Below are 3,424 nucleotides of genomic sequence, written 5' to 3'. Positions count from 1 at the left end.
ACCCCGTTCGCCCCGCCGCCCGTTCCCCCACCCGTCCGCCCCGCCGGCTTCCACGAATCCGGGTAGCCGCCACCCATGTGGGTGAGCACCGGTCGTCTCCACACTGGTCACGGCCCGCGACAGGAAGGAGAAGTCGTGTCCGTCACCACGCACCACGCCGACTCCGCCCCAGAGCGGAGCGACTGATGGCCCTGCGGGATCTCGGGTTCACCGCCGAACAGGAACGCCTCTACCGCGCGCTGCTGGCGAGCCCCGACAGCGACCTGACCGCGCTCAGCCGCCCCAGCGACACCCCGGGCGCCGTCCGCGCCGCCCTGGCCGGCCTCGTCGAACTCGGCGTCGCCCGCTTCCGCGACGACCGACCGGCGGGCGTGGAACTGCTGCGCCCCTCGATCGCCCTCGGCGACCTGATCGAACGCACCGAGGACGAACTCCTGCGCCGGCACCGCCGCACCGGCGACACCCGGGGCGAGGTCGCGGCCCTGGACGCCCAACACGCCGGCACCACCGCCGGGCCACCCGCCGGCCAGGGGGTGGAACGCCTCACCGACGTCGACCAGGTGCGGGAACGCCTCGCCGAACTCTCCTTCTTCACCAGGACCAGCGTCTACTCCGTCCACCCCGCCGCCCGCCCCAGCCCGGAGTCCGTGGCCGCCGCCCGACCGCTGGACGTGCGCAGCCTCCGACGCGGGGTGGAGATGCGGGTCATCCACGAGGCCAGCGTCGTCGCCGACCACCGCGTCCGCGACCACCTGCGGGAGGTCGCCGCCGCCGGCGCGCGGATCCGGCTGTCCGACCTCCCCGTCGAACGGATGATCATCATGGACGAGGAGGTGGTGGTCGTCCCCTCCGACCCGGCCGACACCCGGCGGGGTGCGCTGGTGGTGCGGCAGGCGGGCCTGGTGCACGGCTTCCTCCACCTGTTCCACCGGCTCTGGGCGGAGGCCGCCGACCTCATGACCAGCGGCGACCCGCCCGCCGACCTCACCGAGGAGGACCGCCGCCTCCTGGCGCTGCTGGCCGAGGGCCGCACCGACGAGACCGCCGCCCGCGCCGTGGGCGTGTCCGTCCGCCACCTGCGGCGCCGCGTCGCCCGCCTGATGCACCGGCTCCAGGCCACGAGCCGGTTCGAGGCCGGAGTGGCCGCCGCCCGCCGGGGCTGGCTGTGAGGGCACACCCCCGCCCGCACCGCACCCCGGGCCACACCGGCGACGACCCCACCACCACCGCGTCCGCCGAGGACGCCCCAGGCCGCGAGGACCGCCGCGCGCCCTCCCCGGGCCCCGCGTCCACGCCACGGCGTGGACCCCGACCGTGACACCGCGAGAACGCACGACGAAGGGATGACCAGCATGCCCGCGACCAGGACAACCCAGCCCAGGGCCAACCATGCGCGCGGCCCCGAGAGCGGCACGCCACTCCACGCTGGACAGCCACCCCGCGCCGGGGAGGGCCCCGCGTCGCCGGCCCCGGACCGCAACGCACCGGCCCGCGACCACGGCCCGCTTCCCCTCGGCGTCTTCGGCTGGGACTGAGCCTCCTCGCGGACCACGACTGTGCGGGCGCCGGCGGACCCGGCGCGCACGACGCCCCCCCCACCCGGCGCCACCGCCGGGTTCCCCGCGCCCCCAGCCGCCCGGCGACCGAACACGACTCGGGGGACCCGGCGGGCGGCACGCACCGAGGCCCCCGACGGAGCCCGTCAGTCCTCCGGAAGACGCACCGCGCGCCGCAGGATCTTCCCCGTCAGCCCCTTGGGGAGTTCCGGCACGAACCACACGTGGCGCGGGTACTTGTAGGTGGCGACCCGTTCCCGCAGGAACCCACGCAGCTCGTCCTCGGTCACCGTGGCCCCCGGCTTCCGCGCGACGGCCGCGCCGACCTCCTCCCCCAGCTCCGGGTGCGGCACGCCGACGACCGCGACCTCCAGCACGTCCGGATGCTCGTAGCAGGCCTCCTCCACCTCGCGCGGGTACACGTTGTACCCGCCGCGCAGGATCAGGTCCTTCTTGCGGTCGACGATGTGGAAGAAGCCGTCCTCGTCCCGGCGCGCGAGGTCCCCGGTGCGCAGCCACCCGTCCGGCATCGCCTCGGCGGTGGCCTCCGGGCGCCGCCAGTAACCCCGCATCACGTTGGGCCCCTGGATGACGATCTCCCCGATCTCCCCGTCGGGGAGCTCCGCCCCGAGGTCGTCCACCACCCGCATCCGCACCCCCCGCACCGGGGTGCCGATCGACCCGGCCTTGCGAGGCCGGTTCGGGTGGTTGAACGAGGCCACCGGGGAGGTCTCGCTCAGGCCATAGCCCTCCAGGATCTGGCAGCCGAACGCGGACTCGAAGGCCGACAGCAGCTCCAACGGCATCGCCGCGCCCCCCGAGATGCAGGTGCGCAGGCTGGACACGTCCACGCCGTGCCGGTCCGGGTGGTTCAGCATCGCCCCGTACATGGTGGGCACGCCCTCGAACACCGTGACCCGGTCCCGCTCGACCACCTCCAACGCCCGCCCCGGGTCGAACCGGGGGACCAGCGTCAGGCAGGCCCCGGTCCGCACGGCCGCGAGCAGGCCGCAGGTGAGCCCGAAGGAGTGGAACAGCGGAAGGCAGCCCATGATGACGTCGTCCTCGGCGCACTCCAGGACCGTAGTGGCCGTCAGCTCCGCGTTGCCCCGCAGGTTGTCGTGGGTCAGCTCGGCGCCCTTGGGTTCGCCGGTGGTGCCCGAGGTGTAGAGGATCAGCGCGGTGGCGGCGGGGTCGATGGCACCGGCCCGCTCCACGAGCTCGGCCACCTCCCCTTCTGGCGTGGGAGCCAGCAGACCGGGGGTGTCGGCGAGTTCGGCGACGGTGAGCGCCGGCACCCCGACCTCACCGGCGGCGGGCGTCACCTGGTCCATGGCGGGGCCGTCCGACACCACCAGCGAGGTCTCCGCGTCGGCCAGCCGGTAGCGGATCTCCCGGGACCGCAGCAGCGGCGCCATCGGCACCGCCACACCCCCGGCGAGCAGCACACCGAAGAACACCACGGGGAACGCGGGAACGTTGGGCAGGACGAACCCGACGCGGTCACCGGGCCGCACGTCCCGGGCGGCCAGGGTCAACGCCACGTCCGAGGCGCGGTGCAGGAGGTCGCGGTAGGTCAGGACCTCCTCGTCGAGCCGCACGGCCGGCCGGTCCGGGTGCCGGGTCGCCGTCTCCGCCAGCATCGTCGCCAGGTTCGTCATCGACTCGGCTCCTTCGCCTCTTCGTCTTCTCGCCTCGGACCGTCTTCTCCCAGCACGCTGACACTTCCGTGTGAGGATTGGCAACCGGAACGCGCGTCGCGCATCGGCTGGCACCGGCCGGGGACGGAGCCGGCGACGTGGAAGCCGGCCGCGCCTGCCGGGCGCCCGGCGCCCCGGGGCCAGCAGGCAGCCCCGAAGGCCCCCAGC

General features: G+C 74.9%; 2 protein-coding genes. One reads left to right on the top strand and one right to left on the bottom strand.

The features are described from left to right. The first annotated feature begins 185 nt into the window (after positions 1-185). A complete protein-coding gene (locus ACTIDRAF_RS0225040) occupies positions 186-1,169 on the top strand; it encodes a hypothetical protein (RefSeq protein ID WP_016701403.1) in 984 nt (327 codons plus the stop codon). Between the two features lie 533 nt (positions 1,170-1,702). On the opposite strand, the gene ACTIDRAF_RS0225035 is transcribed toward ACTIDRAF_RS0225040, so the two are convergent. After that, on the bottom strand, positions 1,703-3,217 hold the full coding sequence (locus ACTIDRAF_RS0225035; RefSeq protein WP_016701402.1) for a long-chain-fatty-acid--CoA ligase: 1,515 nt from the start codon (positions 3,215-3,217) through the stop codon (positions 1,703-1,705). Positions 3,218-3,424 lie beyond the last annotated feature (207 nt).

The sequence above is a fragment of the Actinoalloteichus spitiensis RMV-1378 genome (assembly GCF_000239155.1).
Taxonomy (GTDB): Bacteria; Actinomycetota; Actinomycetes; order Mycobacteriales; family Pseudonocardiaceae; genus Actinoalloteichus_B; species Actinoalloteichus_B spitiensis.
This window is presented reverse-complemented; position numbering and strand designations above follow the sequence as displayed.

Excerpts from the sequence above, each read along its gene's own strand:
- ACTIDRAF_RS0225040 (WP_016701403.1), top strand. The coding sequence starts at position 186 with ATGGCCCTGCGGGATCTCGGGTTCACCGCCGAACAGGAACGCCTCTAC.
- ACTIDRAF_RS0225035 (WP_016701402.1), bottom strand. The coding sequence starts at position 3,217 with ATGACGAACCTGGCGACGATGCTGGCGGAGACGGCGACCCGGCACCCG.